The 22400-nt window shown below is 24.8% G+C and carries 23 protein-coding genes; 11 read left to right on the plus strand and 12 right to left on the minus strand.

Going from position 1 to position 22400, the window contains the following annotated elements; translation table 4 throughout:
* Nucleotides 1–385 precede the first annotated feature (385 nt).
* From FRW55_RS00665 to FRW55_RS00715, 11 genes are all read right to left on the minus strand, one after another.
* On the minus strand, nt 386–1396 hold the full coding sequence (locus FRW55_RS00665) for an IS30 family transposase (RefSeq protein ID WP_146368304.1): 1011 nt from the start codon (nt 1394–1396) through the stop codon (nt 386–388).
* 299 nt (nt 1397–1695) lie between these two features.
* Nucleotides 1696–4113, minus strand: coding sequence for a UU173 family protein (locus tag FRW55_RS00670; protein WP_146368305.1), 2418 nt, complete (start codon nt 4111–4113; stop codon nt 1696–1698).
* 35 nt (nt 4114–4148) lie between these two features.
* A complete protein-coding gene (locus tag FRW55_RS00675; RefSeq protein ID WP_146368306.1) occupies nt 4149–6509 on the minus strand; it encodes a coiled-coil domain-containing protein in 2361 nt (786 codons plus the stop codon).
* A gap of 97 nt (nt 6510–6606) precedes the next feature.
* Nucleotides 6607–7935 (minus strand): MAG3090 family protein, encoded by a 1329-nt coding sequence (locus FRW55_RS00680; protein WP_146368307.1) that lies wholly within the window; start codon nt 7933–7935, stop codon nt 6607–6609.
* Nucleotides 7936–8076: 141 nt separating this feature from the next.
* Nucleotides 8077–8430: a 50S ribosomal protein L19 gene (gene rplS, locus FRW55_RS00685; protein ID WP_146367171.1), complete on the minus strand. Its 354-nt coding sequence runs from the start codon at nt 8428–8430 to the stop codon at nt 8077–8079.
* A complete protein-coding gene (gene trmD / locus FRW55_RS00690; protein ID WP_146368308.1) occupies nt 8420–9106 on the minus strand; it encodes a tRNA (guanosine(37)-N1)-methyltransferase TrmD in 687 nt (228 codons plus the stop codon). The genes rplS and trmD overlap by 11 nt, the downstream gene beginning before the upstream one ends.
* The gene (gene rpsP / locus FRW55_RS00695; protein WP_006886537.1) at nt 9106–9360 is read right to left on the minus strand and encodes a 30S ribosomal protein S16; all 255 of its coding nucleotides are present in this window, start codon (nt 9358–9360) and stop codon (nt 9106–9108) included. The genes trmD and rpsP overlap by 1 nt, the downstream gene beginning before the upstream one ends.
* A gap of 212 nt (nt 9361–9572) precedes the next feature.
* Nucleotides 9573–9869, minus strand: coding sequence for a type III toxin-antitoxin system ToxN/AbiQ family toxin (locus tag FRW55_RS04255; RefSeq protein ID WP_237025365.1), 297 nt, complete (start codon nt 9867–9869; stop codon nt 9573–9575).
* A complete protein-coding gene (locus tag FRW55_RS04260) occupies nt 9827–10093 on the minus strand; it encodes a type III toxin-antitoxin system ToxN/AbiQ family toxin (RefSeq protein WP_146368310.1) in 267 nt (88 codons plus the stop codon). The genes FRW55_RS04255 and FRW55_RS04260 overlap by 43 nt, the downstream gene beginning before the upstream one ends.
* A gap of 101 nt (nt 10094–10194) precedes the next feature.
* Nucleotides 10195–11802, minus strand: a complete 1608-nt coding sequence (locus tag FRW55_RS00710; RefSeq protein ID WP_146368311.1) for a hypothetical protein — start codon at nt 11800–11802, stop codon at nt 10195–10197.
* Nucleotides 11803–12023: 221 nt separating this feature from the next.
* Nucleotides 12024–12521: a Sua5/YciO/YrdC/YwlC family protein gene (locus tag FRW55_RS00715; protein WP_146368312.1), complete on the minus strand. Its 498-nt coding sequence runs from the start codon at nt 12519–12521 to the stop codon at nt 12024–12026.
* A 48-nt stretch (nt 12522–12569) separates the two neighbouring features.
* Here FRW55_RS00715 and mutM point away from each other — a divergent pair, with 48 nt between their 5' ends.
* The 4 genes from mutM to FRW55_RS00735 are packed head-to-tail and all read left to right on the plus strand — an operon-like array spanning nt 12570 to nt 15354.
* Nucleotides 12570–13430 carry a bifunctional DNA-formamidopyrimidine glycosylase/DNA-(apurinic or apyrimidinic site) lyase gene (mutM, locus tag FRW55_RS00720; RefSeq protein WP_146368313.1) on the plus strand — a complete coding sequence of 287 codons (861 nt, stop codon included), beginning with the start codon at nt 12570–12572 and terminating at the stop codon, nt 13428–13430.
* Nucleotides 13420–13959 (plus strand): cysteine hydrolase family protein, encoded by a 540-nt coding sequence (locus tag FRW55_RS00725; protein WP_201798413.1) that lies wholly within the window; start codon nt 13420–13422, stop codon nt 13957–13959. The genes mutM and FRW55_RS00725 overlap by 11 nt, the downstream gene beginning before the upstream one ends.
* A complete protein-coding gene (locus FRW55_RS00730) occupies nt 13947–14249 on the plus strand; it encodes a Smr/MutS family protein (protein WP_146368314.1) in 303 nt (100 codons plus the stop codon). The genes FRW55_RS00725 and FRW55_RS00730 overlap by 13 nt, the downstream gene beginning before the upstream one ends.
* Before the next feature lie 22 nt (nt 14250–14271).
* Entirely contained in the window at nt 14272–15354 is a 1083-nt protein-coding gene (locus tag FRW55_RS00735) for a zinc-binding metallopeptidase family protein (protein WP_146368315.1), read from the plus strand.
* 29 nt (nt 15355–15383) lie between these two features.
* Here FRW55_RS00735 and FRW55_RS00740 read toward each other — a convergent pair whose 3' ends face one another.
* On the minus strand, nt 15384–15773 hold the full coding sequence (locus tag FRW55_RS00740) for a hypothetical protein (RefSeq protein WP_146368316.1): 390 nt from the start codon (nt 15771–15773) through the stop codon (nt 15384–15386).
* A gap of 767 nt (nt 15774–16540) precedes the next feature.
* Between FRW55_RS00740 and FRW55_RS00745 the strand changes: the two genes are divergently transcribed.
* From FRW55_RS00745 to rplL, 7 genes are all read left to right on the plus strand, one after another.
* The gene (locus FRW55_RS00745) at nt 16541–16780 is read left to right on the plus strand and encodes a YneF family protein (RefSeq protein WP_146368317.1); all 240 of its coding nucleotides are present in this window, start codon (nt 16541–16543) and stop codon (nt 16778–16780) included.
* Nucleotides 16781–16872: 92 nt separating this feature from the next.
* Nucleotides 16873–17358, plus strand: coding sequence for an MAG0490 family ComEA-like DNA-binding protein (locus FRW55_RS00750; RefSeq protein ID WP_146368318.1), 486 nt, complete (start codon nt 16873–16875; stop codon nt 17356–17358).
* A 164-nt stretch (nt 17359–17522) separates the two neighbouring features.
* Complete coding sequence (locus tag FRW55_RS00755; RefSeq protein ID WP_146368319.1) at nt 17523–18653, plus strand: ComEC/Rec2 family competence protein; 1131 nt, start codon at nt 17523–17525, stop codon at nt 18651–18653.
* A gap of 64 nt (nt 18654–18717) precedes the next feature.
* Nucleotides 18718–19656: a DNA polymerase III subunit delta gene (holA, locus tag FRW55_RS00760; RefSeq protein ID WP_146368320.1), complete on the plus strand. Its 939-nt coding sequence runs from the start codon at nt 18718–18720 to the stop codon at nt 19654–19656.
* On the plus strand, nt 19604–21016 hold the full coding sequence (locus FRW55_RS00765; protein WP_146368321.1) for a hypothetical protein: 1413 nt from the start codon (nt 19604–19606) through the stop codon (nt 21014–21016). Before holA ends, FRW55_RS00765 begins: the two co-directional genes overlap by 53 nt.
* 171 nt (nt 21017–21187) lie before the next feature.
* A complete protein-coding gene (gene rplJ / locus FRW55_RS00770; protein WP_146368322.1) occupies nt 21188–21685 on the plus strand; it encodes a 50S ribosomal protein L10 in 498 nt (165 codons plus the stop codon).
* A 36-nt stretch (nt 21686–21721) separates the two neighbouring features.
* Nucleotides 21722–22090: a 50S ribosomal protein L7/L12 gene (gene rplL / locus FRW55_RS00775; protein ID WP_146367186.1), complete on the plus strand. Its 369-nt coding sequence runs from the start codon at nt 21722–21724 to the stop codon at nt 22088–22090.
* Nucleotides 22091–22400 lie beyond the last annotated feature (310 nt).

Raw genomic sequence — 22400 nt, forward strand, 5'->3', positions numbered from 1 at the left:
TGAATATAAAAGTGATATCTAAATCAAGAATTTAAGTATATTAAAAAACAATAGAATTCTAAATTCTATCCTTTTTTAAACCTTGAAGTGCAAACGCTTCTCTTAACAATATTTTACAGTAAAATTGGTAGATTTTTTGAGAAAAGAAGCCCCGCGGCGCTTGAGCGGATCAGTCCGTTAGGACGTTTCCCTATAAATTTTTAAAAAGAAAAGCCAGAGCGGCGACTGAGCGTAGAGAAAAAGAACCATATTAGAAGTGTGGTTTAATAACAGAAAAAATCAAAAGCCTCTCCACGGCGTTTGAGTGGAAAGTTTATCAACAAAATATTATGTAAAACGTATTGTGGTTGAAATTGGGATATATGTGGTCAAAGACCACATTTTATTATTCAAGATTAGGTAAAAGATCTAGTAAAATCATTTCTATATTTAACTCTTGTTCAGCCATTTCTCTAGAAGATTTAAAACCAAAAATTTTTCTTGGCATATTGTTTATTTCATCTTGAAGTTCTTGAACTTCTTCATCAGTTAATTCTGTAAAATCAAATCCTTTTTTGAATTTTCTACGAATTAGTCCATTAAAATGTTCATTTGAACCTCTTTGAAATGAACAATATGGTTGTGCTTTATAAATTAATAAGTCATTTTTATAGGCTACTAATCCTAAGGCTTGAAATTCAAATCCATTATCTGAAGTTATTGATAAAAATGGAAATGGATAATCCTTAATTATTTCATTCAGCACCTTGTTTATCTCAAATCAAAATTTGCTAGTGACCTTTTTTATAATGGTAAAACGTGTTTTTCTCTCTGTTAAAGTTAGTAAGTTGTGATACCCTTTTCCCTTTCTTCCAATAACTAAGTCAATTTCTCAATGACCCCATTTTTCTCTAGTTTCTATACTTTTAGGCCGCATAGGTATAGGGAAAACAAACTTGTTACCATGCGTTAATCTAATCTTATAATCAGTCTTTCTTTTACCATTCTTAACATACCCTTTTCTTAAACGGTTTTTCATTTTCAGGACTCAAATATTTAATTTAATTCATTTGTAAAGAGTTCTAATAGAATAACCTTTTTTACCTGTTTTTTCCTGATAAAGTTTAAGAGTAGCTTCAACGCCATGATAATTTTTTTCATAGTGTTCAGTAAAGAAATCATTAAATTCTTTGTTTGCAAAAGCATTATGATTCCTTGAATAGCATTTTCGAATTTTTGTTTTTTTATTAGCATATGCAGCATCATATTCACCGTAGATATTCGAATTTCGTTTAACTTCTCTAGAGATTGTACTTACAGATCTTCTTAACATTTCTGCAATTTCTTTTAATGTTTTGAAACCATAGTTGATTTGAATAATTAATCTCTCTTCTGGTTTTAATTGTGTATAATTCATATGACCTCATTTCAAATTTAAGGGTTAAAAGAGAAACATTGTTTAGTTTTGGTTAGTTTCTCTTTTTTTATTTTAAACTAATTTAAACTAAAAAGTACAAACACAAACATGTTTGCACTTGAAAGTATAATCAAGGTTTCAAATTTAAGGGTTAAAAGAGAAACATTGTTTAGTTTTGGTTAGTTTCTCTTTTTTTATTTTAAACTAATTTAAACTAAAAAGTACAAACACAAACATGTTTGCACTTGAAAGTATAATCAAGGATAGAATTCTAAATTCTATTGTCCTAAATTAACCAGTTATCTGTCTAAAAATTCAACATTGAAATCATCATTTATTATGTATTTACCATCGTTTTTTATAGATTCAAGTCTTATTTTGTACTCAAAATCAGAAATATTATTCGTTAGTGTTCTAAAAATTTCCATTATTAATTCATAAACCATTATCATTGCAATAACATCATTTTCACAATATTCTTTTAAACTTTTGCTGATTTCTTGTCAAGCAAATTCTCCGGTTATACCAGCATGTCTCTTAATAGCTTCATTCATAGCCATTGTTCCGTTTTGAATTTCTAAAGTTTTGTATGGTTTTATACGAGTTTTCAATTGTAAATCATTTGAAGTTATAAAATTTTCTATTTTTTTAATAGAGTATTTGTTTTTCAAATAATTGGTGAAAACAAATGCTAATTTTGCATTACATACATCAATATTTTTTGACATATCTTTCTTTAAAAGTACAATTTTTTCTTTAATATCATCAAATGAATATTTTTTTAAGTTTTTAGGTTTTTGAATATGTTTATCATTAGTTATGAATTCAAAATAATCAGTTTTTTGAATTAGTTCATTGGTTAAACTGTTGTATTTAAAAACATCTGCCAAGTCAACAGTATTGTTAATTATGTGATCTACTAGTTTATTAAATTTTAAATAATCTGCATTATTATTGTCATCAACATAACCCTTTTTAATAAATTCTTCAACAAATTCTATATCATCTTTTAAATTATATTTTTCATAAAATTCATGTCTCTTGGGATCTTCGATATCGCACAAGTATTCATATCTTTCAACCTTTTGTATGGTTTGAACAACTAATTTTGCAATTTCTTTATTTCTTGTATTTTCATATGTTTTGTTGAAAACAACATAGGCATTTGAATTTTTATCGTATATATTTTCAATAAGTTCTACCAAATTAATTAATTTTATGTTTTTGGTGTCAACCACTATGTTAGTATTTCAAATTCTTTTTCCATTAACTGTTTTAATAACTGAAACTTGATTTGGAATTTGCAAGTTTGGTCCTACACCATTAATTAATGGAATGATTGAACTAAAACCCTCATAATCATATCAAACAGTTATACTATCTTTTATATGAATATTTTTAATAATATTAAGAGCTTCTGTAGTTGTAAAATATGGTAGTTTAGCAAAATTATCGTCAATTGTTTTTACATTATAAAGATTGAATTTATTTCTTTTACCATATAAGTTAAATCCATTTTGGTGATGTATTTTCCCCATCAAAATTAAACAAAGAGAGTTTATTTCTTCACCCCTCAATCATTTTAATTTAGTCATTTCTTCATAAAAATTTAGATCTTCGTAGTTTTCAGAACTTATTTTATTTTTTAATTCATCTATGTTTAAATTTAAAAAATGATTTACTACTTCATTAATTATTAATTGATAATTATTTACGTATTTTTCATTTTCTATGATATTGTCTATAATTGCACCGAAAGGTTCATTGATAATATCTATAGAGTCAGAAATTATTTTCTCGAAATTAACAAAGTATCCTGTTTCTAATTCTCCTGAAATTTTAAATGATGAAACATTAGGGATTAAATTTCTCTCAACCCAAAATATTAAGGGTAAGTCAAATTTTGAACCAAATTGTGAGGCTTTTTCATAGATAAATCCATTGATTTTTAAGTTGAATTTCTGTATATCTTTTGCATTCTTATCTAATTTTGGTTTATCTTTACCATGTCAAACGCCTCTGACTTCAGCAAAATTTACTATGTTTTTTACAATATTATCATATTTATATTTAAGTCCATCAATACAAATAATTGAAATGTCTTTTACATCTAAACCGATTTTTTTATAGATAGAATAATCATATAAACCCTTCAAATAAAATTCTTGTGATGTTCCTTTTGAATACTTAATGTAAACAATTTTTTTTGTGATTTTATCATATCCAAAAACTGAACTTGAAATTAAATAATCATAATTATTTTTATTAATAATATATCCCAAAACAGGATTAAAAATAAACTTTATTTTTGGGTTATTAATATGTTCAATAGTTTGTTTTATTTTGTCTTCTTGACATAAATTTGAACTTATATATCCAACTTCATTTTTATCTTTAATATCGTTTTTGAATAGGTAAAATTCAAGTGCTTGATTAACATATTTCTCAAAATTTTTGTTTTGAATTTTAATATCAGCTTCAAAAGTTTCATCATCATCAAAACTTAAATCTTTATGAAGTTCATTAATTTCTTCTTCATCGTTATCACTGCTATTTATAAAATCTAATAACTCATCTGAATTTGCATCATTATCTCAAATTTGTTTATATAATTCAATTGTCGTTTCTTCAAAATTATTAAATCATGAAAGAACTTTTAAACCACTGTTGTAAAGTCTAAAGTTATTAAAGTTTATTTTCTTTAATTGTTTAGCCATAAATAACTCCTTTATTTTGAATTATATATTAATTTTTAATCTAGGTTGATTAAGAATGAATCTATTAATTTATCCAAATCGGCTTTTGTCTCCTTAATGTTTTTAATTATTCTAACTATTGAATTTATATTAACTTCATCAACTCTTTTTCTTTCATAATATCCTTCCCAATGTGTTCTAACTTCGATATCAAAGTTAGTCATAAATTCTGTCATACTTTTAATTTGTGCTAGAAGATCTTTTATGGATGTAACGATTTGTCTAACTTTATTGTTTAGAAACTCAATATCGGTTTTATAAGCGTTGATAGTTGCCATAAATTTAGCTTCATTAGTAATCAATTCTCTAATCTTTATTTCTGCTTCAGCTAATTCTCTAGCCAATTGTTCGTTTCGCTTAATCAATTCATCATTTTCTTTTTTTAATATATTTAGTTGATCATTAAATTCATTATTCTTATTATTAAACTCGTTAATTTTTCCATTTAATTCATCTATCTTTGAATTTAATTCTTCATTGGCAATTTTTAATTTATTGTTTTCATCATTAGCTAGCAAAAGAAGATTTAAGTTATTTCTATACTTTTTGTTTAATTCAAGGATTTCAGCATCTTTTATAGCCAATTCATCCTTTAATCTGGTAATTGTTGAGTTTAAGATAGCTATTTTTGATTCAAGATACTGTTTGCTTTTTAATTCCTCAATCAATCTTAAATTAGCTTGTTCTAGTTGTTCTCTTAAGTTATTTCTCTCATTGATAAGTTGATTTATTCTATCGTTGTTTTCATTAATGATGTTTCTTAAGTTACTAATTTTCGCATCCTTTTGAGCAATTTTTAATTTAATATTTTCAAGTTCTGCTCTAAGATTTTCATTTTGACTAGTTGAAATAGATAACTCACCCTCAATGTCTTTTACCCTTGAAACAAGCACGTTTTTATCATTTGTTAGTGAAGTTATAATATTTAAGTTGCGTTCATTAGTGATAGTTAAATCTTCGATATTAGACTCTAATCGAGTATTTTCTAAGGTTAATTTATTATTTTCTTTGCTTACCAATAAAAACTTTTCATTGTTTTGATTATTTAACAAATAATATTGTGTTAGGATATCAATCATGATTTTACTTAGCTTCAAATTTATTTCAGTCATAAGATTATTTGTGATGTTGAAATCTTCTAACACACGAATAGTTTTGTTGTTTTCGAAAGTTATTAGATTAGCATTTGCGCTCTCATAAGTCAATATAAACTGCTTAAGAGTTATCGAATAATCATCTATTAGTTTATTAATTTTATTTTCTATTTCTGAATTAGGAGTTGTAATTTTGTATTGATTAATATACTCTTCTATCACTTTGTAGTTATTTATGGTTTCATTCAAGGTTAATGATTCGGCTACCCTTAGATTATCAATTATTTTTATTTTTTCACTTAATGATAACTCCTTATTGTTTAATGATTTTTTAAGTTCTTCAATTTTATTTTTTTGAAGTTCATTTAAACTATTTAATTTGGCAATTTCTTTTTCACTTGACTCAATTATTTTATTTAGATCCTCTATGCTTGTTTTATAACCTTTTATTAAATCTTTTTGATTTTGAATAATTTGCATTAATTCAGTTAATAAAATTTCTTTTTTCTTATTTATTATTGAAAGATTAGCTTCTAAATCGTAATAAAACGAACTCATCACATCATTCATAATTTTTGAATTTTCAAAATTAATTGTTGTTGAATTTATCTTATCTAAATATGAATTTGTAAATTCTTCAAGTTGATCATGTAACATAATTATTTCATTATATATATCAGATCTTTCAGTATTTATGCTAGCCAAGTGTTTAAAATGACTTCTACTTGAATTGATCCCAATTAATAAATTATTTATGTATTTTAATGTTTTATCCTTGAAAATAGATATTTGATTTAGTAAAGATTGTTTTTGCTTTTCAGTTAATTCAATATTAGATATAGCTTTATTGAGTAAAATTTCTTTATCACTTAAGTTTGAATTAAGCAAATTGATTGTATTTGTTGCTTGTAATTTCTCTTTAGATAGCTCATTGTTAGCTAAAATATACTCGTTTTTTATTTTCTCAGTTTCATTTAGAAGTGAGATGCTATTTTCTAATTCTGCATTAGTTGTGGTCAATTTGTTTTCTATTTCAGTTTTTTGTTTATTTAATTCATTTATTTGTTTTGTCAGAACTTCATTGTTTTTAACTAAGTTTTCGTTAATTTTTTCCTCATCATAATAACGTCGCATATAATCAATTTGTAATGCTTTAGTTCTCTTAGTTAAGATTGCTTGAGTAGTTATTCCTATAGTACCAGCGGCTAATGTAAATCCTAATATTATAGGAATCAATAGTTTCTTTTGTATTTTTAATTTCATTTTCTCCTTTCATACTATAAATGATTAAAAAATAGAATTAGGAATAAAAAAGGAAAATAAAAAACCAAGGCTGTACAGTACCTTGATTTCTTAATAATTACATTTGGACATAGTAAATAACCAAGAAAATTAATACGATAATTAAAATTAGAAGTAAAACTGAAGATAATGCAGCAAATAATTTTAATAATTTTGAAGGTTTTTCACAATCTTCATGTGAAATCACACTTGTTGGAACTTTTTGTGTAACTACTTCTTTTACTGTTTCTTTCAACAACTCGATTGCAACATTGTTTCTAGAAATTTTTGTTAAAGCAGGTACTGAATATGTGTATTTGTCTTTTGTTGTAAATGCAACATGGTGCATGTTGTATAAAACATAAGATGTTCCGTGAGCAACTTTATTGTTAAATCCTAATTCATCGTCATAGTAGTATGTAGCAGATGCAGGTGTGTCTTTAGCATCAGCATTAACTTCGAATGATTTTACTAATTCGATAGCTGAATTTTTTACTTGATCTAATAGAAGAGAAACAACTGTTTTTTGGTTTTCAGTTAAGTTTTTGTCTTCTTTAAGTAATTTTGAGTAGATTTGGTTAACTTTTTCGATGTTTGATTTAATTTCATTAACATCAGCTGTTGATCCAACATTATTTTGTAAGTTTTGTCTAATTTTGTTTAATTTATCTTTGTAAATTACAAGAACTTTCATTTTATCTTCTGTTGAAAGTTCGCATGCACATACAAATTTTGTTAAGTAAGATTTTTCTTTTTCAATAACTTTTTCTTCAACTACAACTTCTTTTTGTTTTTCTTCCTCATCAGCACGCTTTTGTAATTCAATAATACGTTCAAGTAATTCAGTTTTATCTGATGATGAATTGTTTAATTCTTCTTTTAATGATTCGATTTCTTTTGAGTAATCTTTTGAAGAGTTAGCTAATTGAATTAATAAAAGTTCGATTCTTTTTCTTAATTCTTCAATTTCAACATCTTTTCTACTTTTACGTGCAGGTCTTTTAATATCTTCTGCTGGGAAGTATGTTTTTGGATCACTTATTAATTTGAAGTCTGTAATATTTCTTAAACGTTGTTCAGCTTCTTTTTCATTTCTTCTTCATGTTGATAAGCTAATGTGATTTTCTTTACCAACACTTTCCATTGTTGAACCACCATCAAAGTTATCTACTACAATTTCGTGTTCAAATATTCCGTCAGATTCAATTCCAGAAATAATTTGTCCGGCTCAAATTCCACGGTCATTTTGGAATCAGTAAACACATTCTTCTTTAAGTGAAAAATATCATTCTGTTGCTTCTTGACGAGTTTTGAATAAAGCTAATGCTGCATTAACTTTTGGGTGTTTTAGCATTCAAGGATATTCTTGATTTTGCTCTGGTCTATATAAACATTGTAAACGTTTCATAATTCTCCTTATTTCTATGTGTTTTAATTATATACTAATTTTTAATAAAATGGTGTTTTAATGCTTTTATGTAAACAAATGTTAAAAATTTTCATTTTTAAATATAAAAATAGCACCGGAATGCTATTTGTAATATTTGAATTATTTTCTGTTAATTTCTTTAAGACGTGCGCTTTTTCCACTACGATTTCTCATGTAGTAAAGTTTTTGTCTTCTAGTTTTGTTTGAACGAACTACTTCAATAGCAGCAATAAGTGGTGAGTGTAATGGGAAAGTTCTTTCCACACCGATTCCGTAAGAAATTTTTCTAACTGTAAAAGTTTCTCTTGTTCCTGATTCTTTTTTTGAAATAACCAATCCTTCGAATACTTGGATACGAATTTTTTCTCCTTCACGAATACGAACGTGAACTTTAACATTATCACCAGTTTGGAATTGTGGTAAGTCAGTACGTAATTGAGGTTCTTCAACTAACTGTAATAATCTATTTTGCATGATTTTTCATCCTTTCTATAATATCAGGGCGATTTTTAAGTGTTTTCTCATATCTTGCTTTTTCTTTTCATTCTTGAATTTGTTTATGATTTCCATTCACTAGTACTTCTGGAACTTCCATTCCATTGTAAATTCTAGGTCTAGTATATTGTGGATAATCTAATAAACCATCATTTTGAAATGAGTCATAAATATGTGATTCTTCACGAATAACTCCAGGTACTAGTCTAATGATTGAGTCAGCCATTACCATTGAAGGTAATTCACCTCCAGTTAAGACATAATCACCAATTGAAATCTCTTCATCAACCAGACTTACAACTCTTTCATCAAATCCTTCATATCTACCTGAAATAAAGGTTATTTGATCTTTTTTTGCAAGATTATTTGCCATCTCTTGTGTGAACTTTTTTCCTTGTGGAGAAACCAAAATTTTGTATCCACCGTTATTTTCTAGTGATTTTAAAGCTAAATCAATTGGTTCAATTTGTAAAAGTAAACCATGCCCTCCGCCGTAAATTTCATCATCAACTTTTCGATGCTTACTACGACTAAAATCTCTAAAATCAATTACTTTAATATCTATCAATCCTTTTTGAATTGCTTTGTTAATTATACTTTCATCAACAAATGGATTGAAATAACTAGGAAATAAAGTCAAAAAATTAATTTTCATTATTTACCAGGCATTAATTTTTCAGTAAGTTTCTTAGCTCTAAATAAGTTTGAAACTGTAACAGTTGGTTGAGCACCATTTGCTAATCATTTTGATGTAGCTTCTTCATTTAAAACTAATTCTTTTGTATGTGGGTTGTAGTGTCCTAAAGCTTCGATGAATTTTCCATCACGTGGAGCTCTAGAGTCAGCAGCAACAACTTTATAAAAAGCATTAAATTTGCTTCCCATACGTTTTAGTCTAATTTTAACCATTTTTCCTCCTTATGCTGTAAAGCACTTTTGCTTTACATGTAAATTAGTTGAATATATTATAATATAAAAAATAAAATTAGTTAGTTTTATTTCATAAATTTATTTGTGTTCAGAAATATGCATAGAAAAAGACTAGGTCGAACCTAGTCAACATTAAACTTCGCTCTTTGGATATAGGTGGCGTACACCTCACTTTACATTTATATTATATATTATAATTCACTAATATTAAATTTTTCAATTAACTTTACATCTGCCAGTATATTTGTTGATCCATACACGGTGCCATTATTCAACTTTTTGTTATAGAATGCATTAATTTTTGACAAAATAACATCTTTTTCTTTACTTATAATAATTAATTGTTCACTTAATAAAAAGTGATATTTATTGTTCTTTTCAAAAGTTATTTTTTTAATTAACTTTAAGTTAATCGGAATCATTTTTTTGATAACTAAAATACCAGTTAATTGATTATTTTTGTTATAAATTTTGTGATATTCGAACACATTCTTTTTGATGTTCTTATATTCATCTTTGGAGAAGTTAAAGGTATTAAAAAAGTTTGATTATTTTCGTTTTCGACAATGATACCCAAATGAGGTTTTATTTTTTTCTTATATTCAGAATTGTATTGAACCTCGTAATCATATTTATGAAGATATTCTAAATAGTCTATGTTAACAATATAAAAAGCTAATCTATTTTCAAATTTCATTTTATTTTCACTCATAAGATAATTATATTAGAGTTAAACAAAAGTGTAAAACTAATTATTATTTGTCTTGTCATTATAAATAAAAACGTCATAACTAAGGTTATGACGTATGGTAATTATTTAGCCTTTAATTGATTTTTCATTTTTTTCATTTTAATTAAAGTAAATCCAAGAAGTCCAGCAAGAATTAAAGCGATTATTAAGAAAATAATTCAAATTACATTTTTAGTTGTGTTTGCTTTAACTAATTCTTGGTTTTGTGTATTAACTCTATTTAATCTATTTTGACTTTCTACTAATTGATTTTCTTTTTCTTTAATATTTTCACTATTTTTTTGATTTTCTGATTTTAATTTATCATTTTCGGCAACTAATGTATTATTAGTATTTTTTAATGAAGTATTTTCATCTGAAAGTTTGTTATTTTCTTTTCTTATTTCAATAAGAGTATTTGTTAAGTTTTTATTTTGGTTGTCTTTAGCAACTAATTGGTTGTCTTTGTTTGTTAGTTCACGATTTAATTTGTCATTTAACTCTTGTAAGTTGTCTTTATAATCTTCTAATTTATCTGTGTATGCTTTAAGTTCTTCATATTTTTGCTTATAATCATCAGCTTTTAATGTCATTCTTCATACTAATTCACTATTAGCAATAGTGAATGCAAGTGAACTTGTTTTGTATGTGTCTGATAATTCTGATTCTGAGAATTTACCATGTGGGTATAAAGAACTTAGATTGATGTCACCAAAAATTTTATTTAATAAAGCTTTATCTAATTCATTAATTTTAGAAGTATAAGTACTTAAATCATCACTAACAAATTTTTGTGCTTGATTAGCTTTTTCAGGTGTTTTATCATCAATTATATTTAAAACAAATTTATTTAAATTAGATTGCGCATTTTTTATTTTATCTAATTTTTCCGGATCATTAGCATATGTTTCTTTTAATTGTTCAAATGTCCCATCTACCATATCTTTGTCATTAATAGTAAATAAATTATCTTTTAAATATGCTTCTAAGTCAGTAGATAATTTTTCATTTTCATTAGCTCTAGAAAGTGTTTTATCAATAAAATCTAAGTAAAATGCATGTTCTAAAATCGGACTTATTTTTGACAAACTGTAAACTGAATATCTGATTTTTTCTAAAATTTGTTCAGGTGTTGATGAAGTCTTTTCAATGTTATTTAAACCTGTAAAATTAATAAATTGAGTTTCATTATTTGCATTTGTATATTCCAATTTAATTGAATCATCAGTTTTAATTGACTTATAGAATCTTAAGTATCCATTTAAGTTGTATGTTTGTGCAATTTCTTCTAATGAGTCAACTCTTTTACGTGATCCATCAAATAATTTTGTTGCTCCATTTTTAGTAACTTCAACTACATGATTTTTAAATTTATTTAATGCATTTTTATAATCATCATTACTAAAATTACGAGTTTGAATTTTTTGTCAAATATCTTGATTTTGATTTAAGAAACTTAAAACAAATGTTTGAACTTTTTGATTTGATGAACTAGCATTATTAAAATGAATACTTAGTTCGATTAAATCCATGTATTGTGCAGATAAGAGTGAAGAACTATTAATGAAATTTTGAATATTTTTATTTGAATCTTCTTGATTATTTGTTGTAGCTGATAAAGCAATAACCGGAACAACGGGCATTGACACAATTGCTCCAGTTTTTAAAATTAATTTGTTAATTTTTTTCATATTAAACCCTTCTTTGTGAATTTGTTATTTTTGTGTTTTTATATTTTTTAAATATTTTACAACTAATATTAAACTTTTGTTAGTAGAATATATAAAAAATAATATTACTTATAATCCTATTTTATAGGGTTTTTAGACAACTCTTTCTAAAAAAAAAAAAAAAAGCATTTCGAAAATTCAAAAATGCCTCAAAAACGTTTTTTCATAATAATATCACTTGATTATTTGCGTTTTTTAAGATTAAAACTACTTTTATCTCTGATTATTCATTTATCTTGTTCTAGAATGTAAATATTACTTGCTGATCCGCTTGATTCACCAAAATCATAGATATTTTTAACCATTGGAAAAACTTTTTTTGATTCACTCAATTTTATAATATCTTGTGAGGAAATATTAGCACTAGACATATAGTGAGGACCATTTTTCTCTAGAAATTCTAATAATTTTTTATTATTTGGCATTCTAAAACCTTGATCGTTTACTACAATACTAAAGGCACCAGGTCAATATTTTTTTGCTCATTCACTAGCTTGTCCATTTCATTCACTAAATTTTTTTGCTTGTTCAATTGAACTGACTAAAATCATAATTTTTTTGTCAATAGGTCTTTTTTTAAGAAAATAAATTTTTTCTAAAACTAAATCATTTACTGGACCACCAATTCCATTGACTGTGTCAGTTGAACAAATTATAATATCATCAAAATTATTGTACATAAAATTAATTTTATACCATTTTAACTCTTTTAAAATATAATATTATATATGCCAGAATATCCAGAAGTTACTATAGTTAGAAAAGGTCTAGAAAGTATTGTAAATAACAAGACAATAACAGATGTTATTGTTATTTCAAATAAATTTATAAAAAACACCACTGAAGAAAATTTTATAAATTTTTTAGTCAATAAAAATATTGCTAAAGTTAATAATATTGGTAAATTTATAGAATTTGTTTTTCATGATAATTCTAGAATGATTTCGCATTTAAGAATGGAAGGAAAATATTACACTAGAGACATAAATTTAATCAAAGATGGGATTAGAGAAAAACATGATTACATCATTTTTATTTTAGATAAAAATGTTGCACTAGCATACAATGATACTAGAATGTTCGGTTCATTTGAAATAGTTGAAAAAAATGATCAGAGAAGTTTGTATGAAATTAAAAATTTAGCTCAATTACCTGGCGATGTAAATGTTGATGAATTATTTAATAAACTCCAGAGAAGAACTAAAAGCATTAAGTCTATCTTGCTTGATCAGTCACTAGTACTAGGTATTGGAAATATTTATGCTGACGAAACACTTCACAGAGAAAAAGTATTTCCGATGACTAAATGTAATTTAATTTCCAAAAATAAATTGCAAAAAATTCTTAATACTGCTCAAGAAATAATGGATCAAAGTATTCAAGCTGGTGGCTCATCAGTAAATACTTATAAAGGTGTAAATGGTAAGATTGGTACTTTTCAAAATAAATTATTTGTTTATGGACGTGCTAATTCCGTTTGTTTACAGTGCAATAAAGAAAATTTAGTTAAAGTTAAATTGGATTTTAAGGATAATGGACGTGGAACTACATATTGTCCAAGATGTCAGAAAGAGGAAAATGTTAAATAAGATTTTTGTTGTTGATATGGTTAATGGTTTTGCTTTAAACGGCAATTTATATTCTAAAAATATTGAAAATATTATTGAACCAATTGCAAACTTTTTAGAAAAAAATAATGGTAGCTCAATCACTTTTCTTTGTGACTCGCATGAGCAAGATGATATTGAAATGAATGAATATCCACTTCACTGTTTAAAAAATACAATTGAAAGTGAAGTTGTAAATAAATTAACTAAATATGCAAAAAATATTGTTTATAAAAATTGTACTAATTCATTCTTTTTTATAAATAAGGAAGAGTTACATAATTTTGAAAAAATTGAGCTTGTTGGTTGCTGCACTGATATTTGTGTTTTGCAATTAGCTCTAACTCTTAAGACATATTTCAATTCTTTAAAAATTAATAAAGATATAATTGTATACAGTGATTTAGTAGCAACTTTTGATAATGAAAATCACAACGCTGAAGAGTTTAATGATTTTGCGTTAAAATTAATGAAAAATGCTGGAATAAATGTTAAAAAATGATCGAAATAGATTTACACGGTTACACAATTGAAGAAGCTCAATCAGAAATTTGAGACCCATTTTCAAGGCTTGAAAAAGGAGAAATTTCTAAATTATTAGTAATTACCGGTATTGGTACTGGTGCACTTAAATATTTTGTTGAAAAAACTGCAGAAGATTTTAATTTTAATTGAGAATTAACAAATAAAAATGGTGCATATTTAATTACAAGAAAAGTTGAAAATGATAATTTCTTTCAAGAAGACGAAGATGAATTTGAAGATGATATTGATGAAATTTTCAACCAATATAAAAATTAATATTGTATATATGGAGTAAAAAATGAATAAAGAAGAATTTAAAAATAGATTAATTCAGTACATGGAAATTGAAGGAATGTCTCGTTTTGAGGAACCTGTTGCACAAGCTTTAAAAAATAATACTTTTAGTCAAAATTTTGAATACACTCGTGATGGTTTTGGTTCGCTAATTATTCATAAAAAGTCTAAAAAAGTTAATGCACCTAAAGTTATGGTTGCTGCTCACATGGATGAAGTTGGTTATTTAGTAAGATTAATCGATCCTAAAGGACAATTATTACTCTCACCGGTTGGAGGAATTTGACCTACAGTAGTTGTTGGTACTAAAACTAAATTAGTAACAAGTAAAAATGAGGAGTTTATTGGTGTTTTTGGACACACTTCAATTCACATTATGGAAAATGAGAAAGTGTCTAAATCAATAACAAATAAAGAAATCTATGCTGATTTTGGATTTACTTCAGACACTGATGCAAAAGAAAATGGTGTTGAAATAGGTGACAGAGTTTATCTAAGTGGAGAAACAATCAAGTTCAAAAATGAAGACTTAATTGGTGGAAAAGCAATGGATAACCGTGCTGGCGTTACAGTGCTTGATTATATTGCAAATCAAATCAAAGATCTTGAACTTGATGTTGACTTGTATCTTGTTGGAACAGTACAAGAAGAAGTTGGAACTCGTAGTGCCAAAACTTCAGTTTCAATAATTAATCCAGATGTAGCGATTGCCTTAGATACTACTAGTTCACATGACACAATTGGAACAATCCCAGGTACAACCAGATTATTTGGTGGTGCTGCTTTAAGAATTCATGATGGCGGAACTATGATGGATCCAAAATTAGTTAAATATCTTTATGATTTATCTAAAGAAAAAGATATTAAGGCATACAAATTTATTGCTGCTGGTGGTGGAACCGATGCTGCTCAATTACAATATGGTCGTGGTGGAGTTGCAACAATAACTATTTCTCTTCCACAAAGATATCTTCATTCACCAATTGGAGTTTGTTCTATTTCTGATTTAATGAGTTCAGGTAACTTGATTATTGAATTTATTAAAAGTTTTAACGAAGAAAAATTTAATGAGATGAAATACAAATAAAAACACAAGGTTAATAAAACTTTGTGTTTTTATTCAACGGTTATTAGGTGTTTTAATTTTGCTATTTGATCTATAAATAAGTTCGGATCATTGCTTTTAGTTAAATAACTTCACTGTTTAAAGGCAATATTTAAGTACATAGTATAAACTTCGTGGTGATTTTTTATATCCACGTATTTATGAAGATTTAAGCACTCTGGAGTGTAAAAAACTAGAATTCTAAATATTTTAAGGGCTAAGTATTTTTTAGCAAAAATTTTTCATATTTTTGTAATTATGGTTAAATCTTTTAATCTATATTTTCTACCCATTGTATTTCCGTAGATCAAATTAGTGTTGTTAAAGTCGCTAAAAATATTTTGTTTTACCAACATCTTTTTACTTAACTTAAATTCAGTAATTTTGATATTTTTAATCAATTTTTTATATTTTTTATCGAATATTAAAAGAACAATATTTGATAAAAATAACAAAATAAAACAAAGCCAAACATTAAAGAAAAAATGTGAATGTTTTCAATATATATTATCAATGACAAATATGGTAACGATAATACTTAAAAATAGCACACCGAAGATAGCATAAAATATTATTATTGGTTTTAAGTAATCTGTACGAAATTCATATTTAAAAAATATTTTTTTGTATTTTAGTTTTTTATTTAAATTAATCATTTTTGAATATGGAGTTAGAGCACAAGAAAAAATTATTACTATAAATAATGCTGTTATTATAGATGTAATTAATAAACCATAAAAGCTATTTAAATATAAATACATTTTTATCCTAAATTATCTACCTTTGTTTTGTTTGGCAGAGTTTTTATATATCATCCTTTTGTCTTATCATAAACTTTTGTAAGTCTAATTTTGTAAAGTTCATATTTGGTTTTTTCCATTACATCCTCTGCTTATCACGAACTTAATTATAGTTTTTTTAATTGCAAATCAATCAAGTTTCATAGAAATTTTTGATATATATTCTTCTATTTTTGATATTTGATAGAGCAGTTCATATTTTATGGTTGGTGGAAAAAATGTGTGGTGAAATTATTCTCTTCATTTTTTACCGGACCCAAACATTAATAATAAAACCTTAATATTTTTCTTATCAGCTATAAATATATTAAGAAAACTAGTATAAATAAGTTATAATTAATATACATTCTAACAAAGAAAGGATATATATGGTACAGTTTGAAGTATGACAATTAGTGTTGATGATTGTTGGTACAATTATTGCGGTAGCCATCTTTACTGGAATAATAACATTTTTTGTTGTAAGACACATGTTTCAAAAACAAATTAAGGAAAACCCACCAATTACTGAAAAACAAATTAGAGTTATGTTTGCTCAAATGGGTAGAAAAGCATCTGAAGCACAGATTAGACAAGTGATGCGTTCGATGCAAAATGCTAAAGATTAACACAAAATAGGATTAATTCCTATTTTTATTTTATTTTTTCCTTTTTTAGTTCACTTGGTTTTTTTATGACATAAATAAGTGTGAAACAAAAAATGAATATTTTTATAACTTTGATTTTTATTATTGTTAGTGGTGCGGTTATCTACTACACTGTTTTTCCTAATTCTTTCATAGAAAGTAAAAAGACTGAAAATAAGCAAGAAATTTATACTTACAAACTTGAGGGAGCAGTTAAGTTCAATGAAATAAGTTCAGAAGTACAACTTACGTATAGAGAATTGGTTTTTAAGGCTAAAGTACTTTCTCAAGCAGATTTATCTAATATTAATTTAGAAGAAAAGGCACCAATAAATATTTCTATTTTCATTCCGTTTGAAAATTCAAAAATAACTTGAAATTCAATTAATAGTTATCAAGATTTTTATTACCGTGGAATAACTAAAAAAATTTCAGAATTGTTATGAGAATTTAAACAAAAAAACATTAATAAGAGGATCTCGTGAGAAGATATAGCAAGTATAAAGGGTGTTGGAGTAACTACTTTGAAAAAATTAAAAAAGTTTTTGATATTAGATTAAAAAGTTTATTTTTAATAATTAACTTAATCATTTTTGTTAAGTTATTCTTTAGCTTTAACTTTTTATACTTATTATCCATAGTTTTCATATTCTTATTATTTATTAAAGAAAGAAAGTTATTTTTAGTTAATGTCATTGCTATTTTATTGTTATTTATATCATTATTGGTTTGAAAAAAATTTGCAACAACCTATCAAAATGAATTAATTCAAGCTGAAATAAAAATAATTTCCAAAAGTAAAAATTATTATTTAATTGAGTATTTAAACAAAAGATATGTTCTTTTTAAGAATAATTATGATTTTGATGTAGGACATAAAATGCTAGCTTCATTTTCAATTAATAATTTCAATAATGAAAGCAAAAATTTTTGATATTCTAAATTTGTTTTTGGATTTATCAAAATAAAAACTTATTCAAAAATAAACTCAGATTTAAATTTAATTGAAAAATTTTTCTCCTTAAATTTTTTTAATAGCGAATCATACAAAAACATGACATTACCTCTACTTTTTGGAAAAAATAACAGCGAATCCAATATTTTGAATATTAGTCAAAGTCTAGGAATTGTACATTTAATAGTTATCAGTGGTTTTCATTTTAATATCATTTTTACTATATTTAAAAAAACATTTATAAAACTTAAATTCAATTTTGACATTTATTTGCCACTGCTAATTTTAAGTATATATTTTATCTTTGTTAATTTTTCTGTTTCAACTTTAAGAGCTTATATATACATAGTTTTAGTAAATTTTATTAAATTGATGAAAATAAATGAAAGGGATAAATTCTATTTTTTAAATGAAAAATTATTTGTTATTTTTATTGTTTTATTAATTTCTCTAATTATTAATCCATTTTTTGTTTTTAGTATAAGTTTTTGGTATTCGTATTTAATTACAATTGTTATTTTAGTTTTTAGAAAAAATGAAAAAAATAGGAAGAAGATTTTCCTGAATAAAATAGCTATATTTTTCTATTGTTATTGTTTTTCATTATTAATTTCTTTAACAAATCAAAACAATTTTAATATTTTGTCTATCTTGAATATTTTTATTTTTAGTTTTATAATTGAATTTTCAATTATATTTAACTTAATATTTTGATTTATTCCAGATATCATTAACTTCTACTACTTATTTTTTAAATTAATATTTGATTTTTTCAACATTATTAATATAACTTTAACTACTGATTATCAGTTAAACTTAAATTTAGTTTTAATTTTAATTTTTACTATTTTAATAACAAAATTAGCTATCAATAATTTAATTAAGATCAATATGACCTAAAAACTATTGTTAAAATAAATTTTCAAATTGCTCTAAAGTTAAAATAAAAATTTATAATATAAATATGATTTATTGTATTTTTGGTGATGAACCGTATTTTATAGAAAACGAATTAAATAAGTTAAAGAAAAAATTTACTGATTCAAATATTTATAGATGAGACAACGATAATAGTTTTGAAGAATTGTGTGAAATTCTCTCATCTTTAAGTTTATTTGAACAAAATAGATTAGTAATTATTGAAGATTTTGAGGGTTTAATATCAAAAAAAATTAGTGATGAAAAATTACATTTAATTGCTGATTTATTGAATTCAAACCAAAATGATCAAATTATATTTGTAACTAATGATTCAAAATTAGCTAAAAATGTTTTAACTAACAAAATTCTTAATGAAGCAAAAATTATTGAGTCAAAGAAAATATCTAAAAAAGATTTACCAGCTTCAATTTTTAATTATATAAAACAAAAAGGTGGAACAATTTCTCAAGCTGATGCTGTAGTCTTAAGTGAGATATTACCCGACAATTTATCAATAATTATTAGTGAAATAGATAAATTACTTAATGAAAATAAAAATATAACTTCGGAAATGTTTAATTCAAGTATTCCAAAATACAATTTAAATAATATATTCGGATTTTCTAACTCACTAGAGTCATATAATTTTGCTGAAATTTGAAAAAATTATAAGCAACAAATTGATGAAGGGATTGAACATTACACCCTTTTAATGCAAATAAATAGCATTTTTTCATTAGCTCATAAAGTTTATAGACTAAAAAAAATGGATTTTACAACAATGCAAATGTCTGGTTACTTAAAAATTCATGAATTTAGAATTAAAAAAGCTAATTCATTATTTAATAAATATGGATACAAAAAAACACTAAAAATAATTAAAGAAGTTGCAAAACTAGAAGAAAGAGTTATTTATAAAGGAGCGGAAATTGAAAAAGAATTTGAAACTTTCTTGATTAAACAGTTTTCAAAAATTGACTAACAAGAATAAAAAAACTGAATTTATTTCAACTCATAGAACATATATTGAACTAAATAAATTCATCTTTGATACATGTGACAAGAATATCATTAGAGAGTACTTAGTTTCATTTCTAAAAAATGCAAACATAATAGAGAATACTTCTTCAATTATTGTTTTTCCAAAATTAAATAATCTACTTAATTTTGAATATTCTGATAATCAAGAACAAATTACAAACAAAATTGAAATAATAAGAAATATAAAAATTTTCTGTAGAAAGCTTGTTTCTTTAGGATTGAAAGTTTACTTTAGTATTTCTATTGACGAAATTTTTTCATTTGAAAAACGAATATCTAGAATTTTAGAATATGGAGAATTAAATTCCGATTCAATTGATTCAAGTAATTTTTGATATCAAAAAAATAATTCAGAAACTAAAGAGAATTTAATTGATTTTATTAAAACACAAAGTTTTACACTTAAAATTTCTAAAAATGGACAAAGCTATTTTAAGGAATCGCTATTAAAAATTGTGAGTTATCTAAAAAGTTCATTTATGTCAAGTGGATTTATAATAAATGATTTTTATAAGGTTTTTAGCAAGAATACTGAACAGGAAGCACATAGTTTTATTGAAGAAATAAATCACATTTTCGGTGTGATTAAACAAAAACATAACGTCAATTTTGCGATAAAAGATAATTTTAGCAATAAAGAGTTCTTTAACTTATTATTAGATTTAACATATTTTGATGATTACTTTTACGATTTGTCAAACTTACAAAAAGTAGAAGAGATTACAAACAATATTGAATCATTATATCTAAATAAAATATCATTTGTTTTAAATGATGATTTAATAAATAATCGTTTTAATAATTTTTCAAATTCTAAATTTTATAAAATAGAGATAATTAAGTGCTTTTTATCACTTCAAGCATTAATGTCTCAATCAATTTACAATGTTTATACACCGAATTTAGAAAAATATAGTCAGAATTTATTAAAAGTTTTTGAAAAATTAAATATAAAAACCGATTCATATTTAAATAATGTAGATTTAGAAAAAACATTCTTTACACAAATTTTGCTTCTAGGTAATTTTTATTTCAAATTAAAATTAATTATCTCAAGTGAGATTAAGATGAAAATTCAGTCTCCGCTTATGGAAAAAGTTTTTATATATAAAATGATAACTGATGATGAGATTTACTATTTTGTTTTTAATCCATATATTTCAAGTAAAAAATTCACAATTAAAGATGATTTAAAAATAATTTATACAAGTGGAATTTCATATTTTAATGATGTAATAAGACCATATCACTTTGAAATTTATGTAAAAAACAACTATAAACATGGTAATAAACTATTTTAAAATACAATAAAATTCAAGCTATAAAAGGTTTGGATTTTTTATATTTTATATTATAATAAATAAGCAATACATCAAGACAGTAACGGCATTGCTTAAAAATGTTACCGAGTGTATATTAATTATAATCTTTATCTTAATGTGTTGCTTATATATATTATGAAAGGAGATTGTATGGCTGAATCAAAATTAAGAATTGCAAAAAGACAAGTTGTTAATGAAATTAAAGATAAAATTAATGCATCTCAAGCAATCGCTTTCGCAGAATACCGTGGATTAACTGTTGAAGAACTTCTTAACTTAAGAAGAGAAGCTAAAAAAGTTGGTGTTGAAATTAAAGTTTACAAAAACCGTTTATTTAAATTAGCTGTTGAAGATTTAGGAATTAACGGTCTTGAAAACCACCTTGTGGGACCAAATATTTTCGCTTTTTCACACAATGATGCTATGTCAGCTGCAAAATTATTAGTTAACTTTGCTAAAGATAACAAAATTATGGTTATCAAGGCTGGTACATACGAAGGTAAAGCTATTGATGCTAAAGGTGTTAATGAAGTTGCTACATTACCAAGCTATGAAGAAGCACTTGGAATTCTTGCTCGTTCAATGATGGCACCATTACAACAAGTATCTCTTTCACTTAAATTAATTAGTGAAGGTAAATCAGAATAATAAAATAATTCAAATATTAAGAAAGGAAATAATATTATGGCTAAATTAACAAGAGAATCATTCATCGAATCATTAAAAGAAATGACAATTAAAGAAATTATGGAATTAGTAGACGCAATGAAAGAAGAGTTTGGAATTGACCCAACTGCTGCTGTTGCTGTTGCTGCTGGTCCTGCTGCAGCTGCTGAAGAAGAAAAATCAGAAGTTACAGTTACATTAAAATCAGCTGCTAACAAAGTTGCTGTTATTAAAGTAGTTAAAGACCTTTTAGGAGTAGGATTAATGGATGCTAAAAAATTAGTAGACTCTGCTCCAGTTGCTCTTAAAGAAAACATCAAACCAGAAGAAGCTGAACAAATTAAAGCCGCTTTAGTTGAAGCTGGTGCTGAAGTATCAATCGACTAATTATTGTCATAAAATGATCAAAAGCCTTAATGGCTTTTTTTAATTATTTTACAAGTTTTGTGTAATTATGTGTAAAACAAAAAAATAGAAAACATAATTTAAGATTAAAAACTAAAAGTTTTTACAAATTTATTCAATGAAATATTTTAAAAATTAGCCATTTTCTAACAAAAAATAATGTCAAAAATTCACTTAAAAATAGACAAAAAGTACAATAAATTTCTTCTTTAAAAAAAATACTTTTTTGGTATCATTTATATGCTTTATATGTATTTTAAAAATAAAGTATTTTTTAATACTTTTTTAATAC

Origin of the sequence: Mycoplasma anserisalpingitidis (assembly GCF_007859615.1) — a bacterium.
Classification (GTDB): Bacteria; Bacillota_I; Bacilli_A; order Mycoplasmatales; family Metamycoplasmataceae; genus Mycoplasmopsis; species Mycoplasmopsis anserisalpingitidis.